Here is a 13,450-nt window from a genome sequence, read left to right as displayed (position 1 = left end):
TTAACCGTAACTCAACACTAAGCCGTGGGTGAGCTTTGTCCAGCCGTCAAGCAAGACAAAAAGCAACAATTTGAAGGGGAGGGAAATCGTCATTGGCGATACCATCATCATCCCCATCGCGAGTAGGATATTCGACACAATTAGGTCAATAGCGATGAACGGTAAGTACAACAGAAAGCCAATTTCAAAAGCGCGAGTAAGCTCGCTGACGGTAAATGCGGGCAGTAAGAGCAATAAGCTGTCCGACTCTAAACGGTCTACGTACTTCTGTGGCCACAATGTGCGTGCAGCATCAGTGAAGAATATGGCTTCGGTTTCCCGAATATGCTTTTTCAAAAATTCTCGATAAGGCTGTAAACCGCTTTCAATGAGGCCTTCTACACTTGCAGAATCTTCAAGGGAGATATCATGCTGCTTTACGTAGTCGTAGGTTTCAAACCCGACGGGAGCCATGATGAAAATTGACAGAATGATAGCCAATCCGTAAAGCGCCATATTCGGCGGAATTTGCTGTACACCGAGAGCGTTACGCAGCAGTGAGAATACAACGGCGAGTTTCACAAACGACGTCGCCATCATGGCGATAAATGGGATCAGTGCCAGCAGTGCTAAGCTGACAATGAGATTGAGCTCGTCGGGTAACTGGATCATGCTGGCTCCTGCGTGCCACCGAACAGCTCCAGTACGCGCACACCTAAATGTTCGTTAACATTAACCAGTTCACACTCACCAATGATTTTGCCGTTGGCACGCAATGTTACCGGCTTAGATACAGGCTGGTTTAGCTCGAATACGTACCCTGGCTGAAGCTGGTTAAGCTGCTCTAGCGTGATGGTTTGATGGCCGATATCAAACGTGAGTTCCACAGGCAGTTGCTGGTGGTCGGTTAACATTTCTGAAGTGTTTACGTCATTCATATTGGTTTCTTTTTCAATAATGTGAAGAGTTTGGTCATCTAGCTGGCAGCGCCAGAGATTCTGGTTAGATACTTGAAAAATGGCTTGTTGCTTGGCGATGTAACCATCGTCAAAAAAGATGACATCTCCCAGCTCGAGCGAATTAAATTCGCTTAACGTCAAATGGGTCCTTCCAAGACTTAACCACACAGGTAAAGCGAGGTGTCGAGCTTGTAGAGCAGCGCTGTTTGGTAGCGCATCCAACAACACGTCTGATCCTTCGCTAACCCACAAACAAAGAGAGCCGTTAGGCTTATTGAGGGTTAACATTAAAGTATGCTCTTGGGCCTGGCTCGCCTCTAACGGCTGTAGTTGACTAAGAATGGGTAACTGACCAAATAGCGCTTTGATTGCCTCACTATGCGGTTCTATCTGTGAGCTCAAAAGTGCTAACTGGAGGGAGTTAGGCAGGGACTCAAACGCAGTAGCATTTAAGGTCGATTTCAGCCAATGTTGGAGCTGCGCACGAGAAAAGTCTACTTGTAGGGTTTGCCCTCCAATCAACGTGGTTAAACGGAACCCTTCAAATGAAGGGATTTGAGCAACAGTAATCGATACGCTCTGACCATCAGTCCCTTGGAAGTGGCACTGTTTTGCACAAAGTTGATTGCTGAGCGCGATACTTTCTGCATCCACTTTGGGTATTATTAACGGCGTCATAGGTCATTCTCCGCTTGCCATTCTTCATACACGCTGCGTTGTTGGCGTGAGTGTTGTTGTTCATGTTGTTGTTGATCGAGCTGTTGAGTTTGTTCGCTGATCGCTAAGCGAAGTGGCTGCTCACCGCCGAATCGGTTTAGCCGTTCAGCAAGATCTTGTCTAGCTTGCTGGCTAATAATGGAAAGGGCATGCTCTTGTCGAATCGTCACGCTATACCCTTGAGCGTCCAACTTTATGTGGATTTCACCACCTTTTAATTGCCCTTCACTTAGAAACAGCCGAACCTCTTTGTTGTCCGATGCGGTTGGTAGAGCAACATAGATTTTGTCCACCAATTGCTGGAGTAATTGGTTTACGTCTCGCGTTGGGCTTGGTTGAGCCTGCGAAGCAACACTTTTTAGGATGACATCGCCTTGTGTTACCGCACTTGCAAAGGGTTGAGAAGGCACTTTTTCTTCATCCGTTTTAACGGCGACTAGTGCGCTTTTCGTCACGATTTTTTCAAGAGGCTTGGTTTCAGGCAGGCCACCAGTTTGGTCTGGTCGTTTGCCTGTATTCTGTAGCGGCGGAGTTGCACGCTTATTGTGCGTTTTTTCAGTTTGCTTTTTCGTTAAGCCAACAATGTTAATCCCATCTTGAGCGAGCTCTGTCTCTGTCGCACTTTGGGGAAGCAAGCCAGATTCAAGCGTAGAGAGACAATCCGGCGAGGTATGTTTATCCATCGGCGTCGGTTTATCATCTTTCAAATGAGCTTGAGCTTGAAAGTGAGGATCAACACGCTCGGTAGAAGGGGAGCTTAGAACTGTGTCGCCATCGCTTTTTCCATCATGTTTAAGCAATTTATTGTTTTCGCTAATTATTTCTTCGCTATTTTCTGCGTCGTCTTGCGATTTCTCTACGTCTCTCTTAGTGACGACGTCACTTTTGCCTTTTAAAGTGGAGATGTTTTTGTCAGCGTTGGCTTCTTGATTCGATAGGGTAGGTTTCTTATCTAGACCTTGAGATGTCTTGTGCCTTACCGGTATGTCTTCTTCGCCACTATGATTTTTTTGGGGATTCGCAACGATAGACTCCTTTCCCTTGCTAGGCTTCTTCGTCATTGCATGCTCGAATTGTGATTGAAGCTCGGCCTCCTTCTCGAGAGGCACTTGTTCTGGCGTTGATTTGTGCAGCGTATTCGATGCTTCAGTTGTTGGGGTAATGCGCATAGTGAACCTTTAGATAATGTCGACAGTGCGAAACTCTTCCTGTTCGAGTTCTTCTTTGTATTGCCTTTCTCGCGATTTTTCCGCGACTTCTTGTTGCTGCAACTGAACGAATTTTTCTTTGGTTTTATGGGCTTGTCGCGCCTCTTTTTGCTTTTCTTTAAGTGCCGAGCGTTCGATTTCAAGCGCTTTTTTTGACTCGGCCACACGTTGTTTAAGTTCGGCTTCTCTCTCTCTTAACAACGCGATTTCTTGTCTTAATGTTTCTAGCTCTTTGAGAACGAGTGTTTGTTGTTTTGCTTTAGCAAAACGTCGCTCTTCTTCTTCCTGGCGCCAAACGTGATAGTCCGCGACAGAACGTTCGGCCTTTTGAACCTGTGCTGCGGCGTTTGACACTCGGTATTCTTGACGCTTGACGGCTTTATCCGCACGTTCAGCGCGAATTTTTTTGATTTCTAATAAGCGTTCTATCATTGTTTCGCCATCCCTTTAAGTTGAGCGATAGCGCCATCAAGATCGCTTGGTTCATGAGTGCCTTGGCGTAAAAAGGCGCGTATATTATCACTTTGTGCAATGGCCAAATCCGCTCGACTATCTGCGCCATGTTGGTATTCGCCAATTTTGATTAGCAGTTCAACTTCTTCATACTTAGCTAACATTTCGCGAATATGAGCAGCAGACGCCTGATGATCGGGTTCAACGATTTGATTCATCACTCGGCTTGCTGAGCGAAGTACATCAATGGCGGGGTAATGGTTCATTGCCGCAAGTTTGCGCGAGAGAATGATGTGCCCGTCTAGAATTGAGCGAGTTTCATCCGCGACAGGCTCCGTCATGTCGTCACCTTCCACCAACACGGTGTACAGTGCTGTAATTGATCCTTTGTCTGATTGTCCAGCTCGTTCCATCAGCTTTGGCAAAGCGGCAAAAACAGAAGGCGGATAGCCACGTCGTGTTGGTGGCTCGCCTGCGGCTAGTCCAATCTCCCTCTGTGCGCGGGCGAAACGCGTTACAGAATCCATCAGAAGTAGCACGCGTTTACCTTGGTCACGAAAATATTCTGCGATAGAAGTGGCAACAAAAGCGGCTTTGGCGCGCTCCATTGCTGGGCGATCAGAGGTAGCGACCACTAAAACCGATTTGGCCATTCCTTCTTCGCCTAGGTCATGCTCAATAAACTCGCGCACTTCGCGTCCACGTTCACCAATCAAAGCGAGAACGGTCACGTCAACTTCTGCGGAGCGAATCAGTTTTGCCAGTAGGGTACTTTTACCCCCACCAGCCGCTGCAAAAATACCCATGCGCTGACCTTCACCACAGGTCAGTAGCCCATCAATGGATCGAACGCCAAGAGAGATTGGCTTTTCAATTAGTTTACGTTGCATTGGTGGTGGCGCATCGCGATAAACAGGATACCAAGCACTTGGTTCCTGACTCTGCGTACCATCGAAAGGACGTCCAAGCCCGTCAAGCGTTGTACCTAACAGGTGGTCGCCAACACCCACTTCGTGCATTTTGCCCATTGGGCTTACTTCTGTATTTGAGGAAATCCCAAACATATTTCCTAACGGGGTGAGCAGAGCGTGATGCTGCTGGAAGCCAACCACTTCCGCTAACAAAGACAGAGTTTGATCGGGATTACGCAACTCACACAGTTCACCTACACGAACGCCAGGGACGACAGCTTTGATAATGGTGCCGGTGACTTGTGTAACGCGCCCGCGAATTTGGATCAAACGCGTGTGTTTAATCGCAGATTGTTGGATATCAGTGATGTATGAGAAATCGTTCAAGGTAAAAATATGCGCAATGATTGATGCTGAGAGAATAGAAAGTATAAGAATCAATTTATAGTGAATATCAGTCGGGAGTTTTTAGAAAACTGAAAGCGCACTAAAAAAACACGTCTGATTTTGACAGCTTCAAAAAAGCGCACTTCCTATAATTCGCCTGTATTGTGCGGAAGGAGTGCAAGTGAATGAGTATTATCAACAATCATATCGCAACAAATCCAAAGTTTGATGCGTCTATCCAAAACGGGTTGGAATCGTCTCGCCCCGACGTTTCACAAAAAGGCAATTATCGCGGTGAAACCGTCCGTGTTCACAATGCCACACAATCACTTTTTGATGCGATGGAAGAACTCACTTCACTCGGTTCCGAAAAAGCAGAGAAAGATCTGACCAAGCGCAAAGTGAAAGACAGTGGTGTTCGAGTTAATGAAGCACATGAACTCGTTTCGGACTATTTAAGAAAAGTCCCTGATCTTGAAAAGAATCAAAAGATCAAAGATTTGGCTACAAAAATGGCGGGAGGAAATATCTCGACCATCGCGCAATTGCAAGCCTATTTGAATGGGTTTTCCGAGGAGAAAAGCCATCAATACCTCGCGCTAAAAGCCGTGAAAAAGTTTTTGAGTGCGAGTCCAGAAAGTAAACACCTACTAGCGCTGATTGACCAAGCACTTCTAAGAATCGAGCAAAACCCTGATACATGGTCTCAAATTGATACGGAAATTCGCGTCTCAAATTTTGCTGATGAATACAGCCAAGAGCAAGAGTTTAGCTCTTTGCATCAGCTGCGCGGCTTCTACCGCGATACCGTTCATAGTTATCAAGGGCTCGGCGCTGCTTATCAAGATGTGGTGGCGCGCTTTGGTGAGCAGGAGGTATCGACCGCTGTTGACTTTATGCTGCAAGGCATGAGTGCAGATCTTAGTGTTCAAGGTAGCAGTATCGATTCGGTTAAGTTGCAGTGGTTGATGTCCGATATGCAAAAACTCAAAACTCTAAATACGTTGCAAGATCGTGTGAGTCAGCTGTTCCAAATGTTTAAACCGGAAAGGACGAATTATGGCTTATCAAGTTTCTAATTTGATGGCTGATGTGATTGCGTTGGTAGAGCAGCGATGGGTAAGCAGTGATGAGATATGGAAAGTCGCCAACGCAATGGAATTGACGGCGGTAGAACAAAAAATCGATTTTTTTCGAGAGTTCCATAAGTTAGTTCGCGCAATCCCAATTGACGTATTCGCCGATGAAGAACAACGACAGAATTTAATCCAAGCGGTACAAAAGGCGCTAGACGAAGCCATTGATATAGAAGAAGAGGAAGCGTGGGAAGATGAGTTGGATTGATGCATCCGTCGATGAATTTTGCCGAGGAATGGGGCTCGATGCCGTCGATTTCTCATCAGCTGGACGGGTGCAGCTGGATTTTGAGCAAAGTGGTACGCTGCATATTAAGCGACAGGGTGAGCAGTTATTCTTGATGTTGTCTCGAGCGTTATCTTGGCATCAAACCAGTGACATTATTCAAAGTGCACTGTGTTTGTGTCATGCCGATCAAGGCTGGCCTTTCGAAATTAAAACCGGCTTGTTAGATGAACAAACTCTGGTTTTTTCAGCAAGGCTAAAAGGAGAAGAAGTAACACTTCCGACCTTAGAGCAAGCGTTTACGCTTTTGGCTCGTCTACATAACGATGTGGCAGGCTCATGACTCGAGTCAGCACTTTAAACGTAGGCATCGAAGCCTTTACGCATGTTACTCATAGTGAAGTTAAGGCCGATTTCCCAGAGCGATTTCAATTGCTTCCTGATGGTCAGGCGGTCGCTACACATTTAGAGAAGCTCTATGACCTCCGGCCTTCAGACCAATATCTCATCGCGTTAACTAAGCCCAAGCTGCTGCACTCAGAGTTGTTGCGTCCAGAAAAATACCGTCAACAATTTGATGAAACGTTAGCTCAGCTGCAAGTTCTTGCACAGGATTCAGGCTCCGCTTCTTTTATCAAAGCATCTGAAACGCTACAAAGTACACAACTTGATCAGCGTTACCTCACTATGGCGCTCAATCTCCTTATCCAGGTCTAACCAACATGTTGAGATCCAAAGACATTGAACTCTTACTTGTTCACGCTGCGCTACAAGTTCAATACCAAAAGCCAGAGCATGCCATTTCTATTCTCGATGCGGTTCTAGAAATAGAACCGCAGCACAAAGAGGCGATGCAAACACTTGCTGTGGCGTGTTTACAAAGTGGTCGATATACCCGGGCGATTGAGGTGTGTGAGCACCTATTAAAATCCGACCTTCATCCTGACTCGGCAGGACTCTGGTTTTGTTTAAGCCAAGCGCGTTGGAAACAAAATGACGTCGATGGGGCACGCCAAGCGCACCGACGCTATCTGCAATCTTTAAATAGTGAATCACATGAATAAGTTGATCGATATTCTAAACAAAGTAGGGCAACGCAAAGACATCATGCTTGCGGTGATGTTACTCGCGATCGTCTTTATGATGATATTGCCACTTCCTACCGCACTGGTGGATGTGCTGATTGGCACCAACATGAGCATTGCGGTGGTGCTGCTTATGTTAGCGATTTACATCACCACGCCACTTGAGTTCTCTGCATTTCCTGCGGTGCTATTGATCACGACATTGTTTCGTCTGTCTTTATCTATCACGACAACCCGCTTGATCTTGCTACAAGGCGATGCTGGTCAAATCGTTTATACATTCGGTAACTTCGTTGTGGGCGGTAACTTAGTGGTCGGTATTGTTGTGTTCCTGATCATTACCATTGTTCAGTTTATGGTGATCACCAAAGGCTCAGAAAGGGTAGCAGAAGTTAGTGCGCGCTTCTCACTCGATGCGATGCCTGGTAAGCAGATGAGTATTGACGGTGACATGCGTGCTGGAGTAATTGACGTACACGAAGCTAGGCACCGACGATCACTGATTGAAAAAGAAAGCCAAATGTATGGCTCGATGGATGGCGCGATGAAGTTCGTTAAAGGCGACTCCATTGCGGGTCTGGTCATCATTGTGGTCAACATCTTAGGTGGCGTCACGATCGGGGTAACGCAAAAAGGCATGAGTGCTTCTGAAGCACTTGAGTTATTTGCGATTTTGACCGTTGGCGATGGTTTGGTGTCGCAGATCCCGGCACTCTTTATCGCGATTACCGCCGGTATTATCGTGACGCGTGTTTCTCATGAAGACTCTTCTGATCTTGGGTCGGACATTGGTGGGCAGGTGATTGCTCAGCCACGTGCGCTTCTTATTGGTGGTGTGCTTTTGGTGCTGTTCGCGCTCATCCCTGGGTTTCCAAAAATCACTTTTCTGGTCTTGGCCGCCGTGGTTGGTGGTGGTGGTTTCTTCCTTTTCTATCAACAGAAAAAACAAGCGGAATCAGATAGCACCGACTTATCAAGCTTTGTTTCGCAAGGGGCCGGTTCGCCAGCAGCGAAGCCAAACAAACCCACTCCATCTAGAAACAGTAAAGGCAAATTAGGTGAGCAAGAAGAGTTTGCCATGACGGTCCCACTCTTGATCGATCTTGACGCGAGCCTTCAGGAAAGCTTGGAAGCGGTCGCATTAAATGAAGAGCTAGCAAGGGTTAGACGCGCACTATATCTCGACCTAGGCGTGCCTTTCCCAGGCATCCACCTGCGCTTTAACGAGGGGATGCAAAATGGCGAGTACTTAATTCAGTTACAAGAAGTCCCGGTTGCACGAGGACGAATTGTTAAAGATCAACTCTTGGTGACAGAAGGGAATGAACAGATCGATTTATTAGGCGTGCCTTATGAGCAAGATGAAGATTTTCTACCTGGTATTTCTAGCATTTGGGTGGCACAGAGTTATGAGCAAAAACTCGTAGCCAGTCATGTCGGTTTTCTCACACCCGACAGGATTTTAACGTACCACTTGTCTCATGTTCTCAAGGAGTACGCACAAGACTTTATTGGTATTCAGGAGACGCGTTATCTGTTGGAGCAGATGGAAGGCAGTTATTCGGAGCTAGTCAAAGAGGCCCAGCGTATTGTTCCGTTGCAAAAAATGACGGAAATCTTGCAACGCTTGGTTTCTGAAGACATTTCTATCCGAAACCTTCGCGTGATCTTGGAAGCGATGGTTGAGTGGGGCCAAAAAGAGAAAGATGTTGTACAGCTGACGGAGTACATTCGTTCCAGCTTAAAACGTTACATTTGCTACAAATACGCAAGCGGACAAAACATGTTGCCCGCTTACTTATTGGATCAAAATCTCGAAGACACAATACGCAGCGGTATTCGTCAAACCTCAGCAGGGAGTTACTTGGCGTTAGATCCGTCAGTAACGCAACAATTTGTCAGTGATGTGAAACAGACCATTGGTGACTTAAGCCGCATGCCGAATAAACCTGTGCTAGTTGTGTCTATGGATGTACGCCGATATGTGCGAAAGCTTATTGAATCGGAATACTACGATCTGCCCGTTTTGTCATTTCAAGAACTAACCCAGCAAATCAATATTCAGCCACTTGGAAGGGTGGGGATGTAATGAAAACAAAACTAATACTCTCGCTGGCGCAAGCGGGGATCGAAGTGACGCCATACTTTTGGCAACAAAGTGAAATTCAACTTGGTTATCGAATTGAAGTTGAGGGCTTAGAGCTCGTTTTTCGGGTGGAGGACGGTGAAATCATCATCGTTCTTCTGAAACGCGTTCGTCCAAAATTGGGGTTGAGTAACCCCTTTGCCGGCTTATTTCTTTTGGCTGAACATGCCATTCAACTTTATCCCTCCGATTGGGTCATTCGCGGCAACGTCGATGTGTTACGTGGTAGCAACATGAGCAGCCAGCGATTGGCACAGTTCTATCTAAAAGCATGCGGTGCAAGCCATGATGAGCTAGACGACTGGTACTGTTTACGCCTAGCAGATTATAGACCTTTGAAAAAGTTGAAAAAGTAAAAACTCACGACTGTTACTGACAGCACCGATGAGATGACCCGCTTTAAGATAGGAATCAAGATGAAGCAACCGTTTACCGATGCGATTGAGAACGCTGAGCTTGCCATTAGAAAAGCTGAAGACAGAACCGATATTTTTAACGAGCTATTGGAAGGCTTAGGTGTTGGTCCTGTTGCGGGGGATGTTTTACTTGGCGGTATAAAAGCGCCAGTAGATACCATGAAACGTGCAGAGCAAGAGCTAATAGACGAAGTCCAGCGCCGCCGGCAACAACAAAATCAGCTACAAGGTACGTCAGGTAAACGCAGAAAGCGTCCCACAGTGATGCGCGGCATGATGATTTAGAGGTTTGGAAATGACGAATATGAAAATGACTGGCTCTACGACAGGAGCAACAGACACAGCTGCGAGTAGTGCACCATTACCCACTTTCCAACAAAACTTGATAGAGGCATTTACCCCTGTACTGGGTGAAGCAGAGACTCAGCAACTTGCCTCTCTAATCTCTTCATTGCCAACTATCTCGGGACAAACGGAATCACAAAGTATCGCGCTTTATGTTGATACACTTGAAAACCTAAAAGCGAAAAATAACGCGTTTGCTGGTATATCATTGACCGACACCGTATCTGTTTGGATAAAGTCGCTACAAAGTGCTAACTCAGATGGCGAATTAACCGCAGCCGAGTTTAATGCTCAAACAAACCAAACGCTATCAAATCAGTTTCAGGCTTGGTTTAGTAAGTTACTGACGGAAAACGTAGATAGCTCGTTGTCTACTGAGTTTGTTAGTCAATTTAATTTGGGCACTCAGAGTAACCAAGCGGAGCAGATCGCCAACCTCTCTGAGACAGAACTGGCTAATGCCACCAAAGAAATTTCTCTTTTTGTTGCAGAGCTTGCTAATCAAATGGGCTCCCGTGAAGTGAGAGATGCTTCTATTTCTTTTCTTCGCAATGCCTTTAGTAGCTTAGGTTCCGTTAATCTCGCGCAACTGAAGAGCTCGGACTTTCTGTTGACTAAAGAGAGTTTCGCCCTTCAAGTCTCAGCTCAATTAAAAAGTAGTTTTCAAGGCATTGGTATTACTTTAAGCACCGATGACGCAAGTGCGCTAGCTAGCAGAATTACCTGGACTCCTGGTATTTCTAAACAGCAGCTTAAAGAAGCGTTAGATGAAATGGCCGCTCAAGTGAAAGGCCAATATAGCGCAGCTTATGGTGAGGCGAGTGGAACGAACAATCTAAAAGCAGCACTTAATACTGTCATTGGTGGAACTGAGCCTTTGACCCTTTCTAGTCTGTTCGCCAACTTCGCGGTGAGTTTAACAAATATAGAAATCGACGACTTTTACCAGGACAGCGCGATAGCCGATGTCCAAAAGACACAAATAACGGCAGCTCAAGTTAATTTGATCAAAGAAAACACCGAACGAGATATCCGATTACAGTTTGAAAAAATAGTAAAAGGTGAATCTACCGGGGCTTCATTTACTGAGCGATACGAGGCATTGCGCAAGAACTTAGGAGCATTGAAAGAGCGTCTACTCAATATCACCGATAAAGAGAAAGCGGATCGCGAGGTGAGAGCAGAGCACTCTCTAACGGCTCGTGATTTGTTGGCGGTTGTTGAGTCCAGCATTGGAGACCGTTTTGATGAGCAAGTGCTGCTTGCACTAAATGAGCGTCGTGTTAACCGTTTAGAGAAACGTAATGACCAGAAAGAGGCATTAGAGGATCTCACAATACAGCTTAAAGTTTTTGGTGTTGTGCAATCAAAAATTCACTCTACGCAAAGTGTTGATGGGGTTTATAAGCCGGGATATCCAGAAAGTAACTTCAAAGCGAGTGACTTTAACTACAGCAATCAAACGGATTTTGAAGCTTCACCTGAGTACAAGTATTTGACGGATAATAAGATAACAAACCATCGAGACTTCCTTCAAACACAAGGTATTACTATCGGTGATGGTGCGTCGTACCAAGACGAAGAGAAGTCGAAAAAACTGTCTAATTTTTCTAGTTCTGTCAGTGCTAAATCCAAGTTGCTTAACGATGAAGTGCAAATCAAAACCACTGAGCTGAACGACACCAGTTCTCAATACAACTCGACCGTTGAAGCGATGAACAAGTTTGTTCAGAAGTACCACAGTATTTTACAAGAAATCCTACGAGCCATTTAAGGATAACCAACCATGACTAAAACAAACGCGACCGATCCATCCCAAATGCAAGCAGAAGAGCTGCTGTCTTTTCTGGAAGAGGGAGGCACGCTAAAAATGTTGCACGATGTGTCTCAGGACACCATCGAACACATTTATGCCGTAGGTTACAACTTTTTCCAATCGGGAAAGATTGAGCAAGCAGCGAAAGTATTTCAATTACTCAGCATGCTTGATCATTATCAGGCGCGATTTTTCATTGGCCTTGGCGCGGCTCGTCAGGAGTTGGGTGAGTATCTGCAGGCAATAGACGCCTACAGCTACGCAGCGCTAGTGGACGTAAATGATCCACGCCCACCTTTTCACTCTGCTGAATGTCACCTGAAACTGGAACAACTGACAGAAGCAGAGAGTGGGTTTTACAGCGCGAAGGAGATGTCTGCCGGAAAATCACAATATGCAGATTTGCATGAGCGTGCAGGCATCATGTTAGAAGCGGTGAGAAATAAAAAGGAGTAATTAGACTATGAGTTCTATTGCACTTGACCGCATCCAGACACAGGTTTATAGCCCTGAATCTGGCCAAGCCACGTTAGATAACGTGCAGAAAACGGCGTCTACAGCGACGCCTTCTGTGACGGTAGAAAACGTGAAGAGTAAAGATGCAGATGTACTGAACACCGGAAAAGTAAAAGTTCAGTTAGATGCACCTAACGCAGCTGTTAGTGACAAAGTGAATGATTTGACGCTAAAAGCCATGGCACAGCTGCAAAAGATCGTCGATACCATTGCAAAATCTCTCCATGCAGTTGCAGACCAAACAGGTTCGATTGCCGTCAAAATCATCGCAGGATCTGCTGATGATTTTGAAGTAGAGCTTGCTGCTATCACGGATAAACTGAAAAGTGCTCAAAACGAGCTGAAAATTCAGGAAGTGAAGGTCGCAAAAGCTAAGCACGAAAAAGAGATGGTGGAAAACCAAGACAAAATCAAAGAATCGGAAGCCGCTGCAAAAGAAGCCCAAAAATCAGGCTTAGCAGCGAAGATCTTTGGTTGGATCAGTGCGGTGGTTTCTATTGTTGTTGGTGCCGTAATGGTGGCAACGGGTGTTGGTGCAGCAGCCGGTGCACTTATGATCGCTGGTGGCGTCATGGGAGCAGTGAGCATGGCGTTGCAAGAGCCAGCCGTTCAAGATGCGCTAAAAGAAGCGGGCGTAAATGTCGATGTGCTAAACAAAGTCGTAATGGCATTAGAAATCGCCGTCGCGGTTATTGGAGCTGTTGTGACGTTTGGTGGTGCAGCAGCTGGCGGTATCGCGAAACTTGCAGCAAAAGGTGCTGGTAAGGTAGCTCAAAAGGTCACGGAAATCGCTACGAAAGCCGCTGCAAACATGGCGAAAGTGGCGGATATGGGCACAAAAGCTGCGACAACAACAGCGAAAGCGATTCGTTATGGCGCAGAAACCGTCGATCTTGCCGTCAATGTGGGTAAAGGCGCAACGGACAGTGTCCATGCTGCTAACAATGCTCACGTGACAGAGATTCAGGCTGATATCACAGACCTTCGAGCCAAAATGACGTTAAGCCAGGCTGTCATTGATAAGCTCAAAGAAGAGATTGGTAAGTTGATGGAAGACTTCCAAGAGCTGATGAGCCTCATCATGCAAATGATTCAAGCGAAAAGTGAAACTATGCAAACGGTGTTAAGCCGTCCTGCAACGGTATAAGGA

General features: G+C 46.1%; 16 protein-coding genes. 11 read left to right on the top strand and 5 right to left on the bottom strand.

The genetic code is table 11. The features are described from left to right. The 5 genes from vscR to vscN are packed head-to-tail and all read right to left on the bottom strand — an operon-like array spanning position 1 to position 4,614. Positions 1-651 (bottom strand): SctR family type III secretion system export apparatus subunit VscR, encoded by a 651-nt coding sequence (gene vscR / locus R7E42_RS05800; protein WP_005377232.1) that lies wholly within the window; start codon positions 649-651, stop codon positions 1-3. Further along, complete coding sequence (gene vscQ / locus R7E42_RS05795) at positions 648-1,616, bottom strand: SctQ family type III secretion system cytoplasmic ring protein VscQ (RefSeq protein WP_025768125.1); 969 nt, start codon at positions 1,614-1,616, stop codon at positions 648-650. The genes vscR and vscQ overlap by 4 nt, the downstream gene beginning before the upstream one ends. Beyond that, a complete protein-coding gene (locus tag R7E42_RS05790) occupies positions 1,613-2,824 on the bottom strand; it encodes a type III secretion system needle length determinant (protein ID WP_213911264.1) in 1,212 nt (403 codons plus the stop codon). The genes vscQ and R7E42_RS05790 overlap by 4 nt, the downstream gene beginning before the upstream one ends. Positions 2,825-2,833: 9 nt before the next feature. Continuing rightward, the gene (locus R7E42_RS05785) at positions 2,834-3,295 is read right to left on the bottom strand and encodes a type III secretion protein (RefSeq protein WP_025768127.1); all 462 of its coding nucleotides are present in this window, start codon (positions 3,293-3,295) and stop codon (positions 2,834-2,836) included. Next, the gene (vscN, locus tag R7E42_RS05780) at positions 3,292-4,614 is read right to left on the bottom strand and encodes a SctN family type III secretion system ATPase VscN (protein WP_318072422.1); all 1,323 of its coding nucleotides are present in this window, start codon (positions 4,612-4,614) and stop codon (positions 3,292-3,294) included. The genes R7E42_RS05785 and vscN overlap by 4 nt, the downstream gene beginning before the upstream one ends. 185 nt (positions 4,615-4,799) lie before the next feature. Between vscN and sctW the strand changes: the two genes are divergently transcribed. The 11 genes from sctW to vopB are packed head-to-tail and all read left to right on the top strand — an operon-like array spanning position 4,800 to position 13,447. After that, positions 4,800-5,693 carry a type III secretion system gatekeeper subunit SctW gene (gene sctW, locus R7E42_RS05775; protein WP_017821331.1) on the top strand — a complete coding sequence of 298 codons (894 nt, stop codon included), beginning with the start codon at positions 4,800-4,802 and terminating at the stop codon, positions 5,691-5,693. Continuing rightward, positions 5,674-5,958: a TyeA family type III secretion system gatekeeper subunit gene (locus R7E42_RS05770; RefSeq protein WP_005377239.1), complete on the top strand. Its 285-nt coding sequence runs from the start codon at positions 5,674-5,676 to the stop codon at positions 5,956-5,958. The genes sctW and R7E42_RS05770 overlap by 20 nt, the downstream gene beginning before the upstream one ends. Next, on the top strand, positions 5,945-6,319 hold the full coding sequence (gene sycN / locus R7E42_RS05765; RefSeq protein ID WP_318072421.1) for a type III secretion chaperone SycN: 375 nt from the start codon (positions 5,945-5,947) through the stop codon (positions 6,317-6,319). The genes R7E42_RS05770 and sycN overlap by 14 nt, the downstream gene beginning before the upstream one ends. Beyond that, complete coding sequence (gene vscX / locus R7E42_RS05760; protein ID WP_005377246.1) at positions 6,316-6,693, top strand: type III secretion system protein VscX; 378 nt, start codon at positions 6,316-6,318, stop codon at positions 6,691-6,693. Before sycN ends, vscX begins: the two co-directional genes overlap by 4 nt. Positions 6,694-6,698: 5 nt before the next feature. Continuing rightward, positions 6,699-7,040, top strand: coding sequence for a type III secretion system chaperone VscY (gene vscY, locus R7E42_RS05755; RefSeq protein ID WP_005377248.1), 342 nt, complete (start codon positions 6,699-6,701; stop codon positions 7,038-7,040). Continuing rightward, entirely contained in the window at positions 7,024-9,150 is a 2,127-nt protein-coding gene (gene vcrD / locus R7E42_RS05750; protein WP_086013853.1) for a SctV family type III secretion system export apparatus subunit VcrD, read from the top strand. The genes vscY and vcrD overlap by 17 nt, the downstream gene beginning before the upstream one ends. Continuing rightward, positions 9,150-9,563, top strand: coding sequence for an LcrR family type III secretion system chaperone (locus tag R7E42_RS05745; protein ID WP_053304394.1), 414 nt, complete (start codon positions 9,150-9,152; stop codon positions 9,561-9,563). The genes vcrD and R7E42_RS05745 overlap by 1 nt, the downstream gene beginning before the upstream one ends. 60 nt (positions 9,564-9,623) lie before the next feature. Continuing rightward, positions 9,624-9,908 carry an LcrG family type III secretion system chaperone gene (locus tag R7E42_RS05740; protein WP_005395092.1) on the top strand — a complete coding sequence of 95 codons (285 nt, stop codon included), beginning with the start codon at positions 9,624-9,626 and terminating at the stop codon, positions 9,906-9,908. A gap of 10 nt (positions 9,909-9,918) precedes the next feature. Beyond that, positions 9,919-11,742 carry a virulence-associated V antigen gene (locus tag R7E42_RS05735; protein WP_309474145.1) on the top strand — a complete coding sequence of 608 codons (1,824 nt, stop codon included), beginning with the start codon at positions 9,919-9,921 and terminating at the stop codon, positions 11,740-11,742. A 12-nt stretch (positions 11,743-11,754) separates the two neighbouring features. Then, complete coding sequence (vcrH, locus tag R7E42_RS05730) at positions 11,755-12,240, top strand: SycD/LcrH family type III secretion system chaperone VcrH (RefSeq protein WP_005377258.1); 486 nt, start codon at positions 11,755-11,757, stop codon at positions 12,238-12,240. Positions 12,241-12,247: 7 nt separating this feature from the next. Further along, positions 12,248-13,447 (top strand): type III secretion system translocon subunit VopB, encoded by a 1,200-nt coding sequence (gene vopB / locus R7E42_RS05725; protein ID WP_005377260.1) that lies wholly within the window; start codon positions 12,248-12,250, stop codon positions 13,445-13,447. Positions 13,448-13,450: the final 3 nt, after the last annotated feature.

This window comes from Vibrio sp. Vb1337 (genome assembly GCF_033338715.1).
GTDB classification, from domain to species: Bacteria; Pseudomonadota; Gammaproteobacteria; order Enterobacterales; family Vibrionaceae; genus Vibrio; species Vibrio alginolyticus.
The sequence above is the reverse complement of the archived record's forward strand: the minus strand, read 5'-3'. Positions and strand labels throughout refer to the sequence as shown.